Raw genomic sequence first — 249 nt, 5'->3', positions numbered from 1 at the left:
ATCGCTTCCATCTGGTCTATCTTCAGTTCGCGCGTTCGGCCTCGGCACTCGGGCTGCACGAGGGCACCGGCAGCCGCATCTCGATGGCCTCGACCGCTGCAGGCGCAGCCTACACTGCGGCATTGGCGCCCGAGGTCGGCGATGCCTTCATCGCGGACATGGAGCGGGAAGCTCCCGAGGCTGCGAAAATCCTGCGGCCCCGCATCGAGGCCAACCGGCAGTCGCTGCATGAGCGCGGCTATGTCGTGG

At 67.1% G+C, this 249-nt stretch carries 1 pseudogene; it reads left to right on the top strand.

From position 1 onward, the window contains the following. Nucleotides 1-249, top strand: a pseudogene (locus tag AC0L3U_RS39935) (IclR family transcriptional regulator); the annotation flags it as partial.

The organism is Bradyrhizobium sp. Kon69 (genome assembly GCF_055807515.1).
The sequence above is the reverse complement of the archived record's forward strand: the minus strand, read 5'-3'. Positions and strand labels throughout refer to the sequence as shown.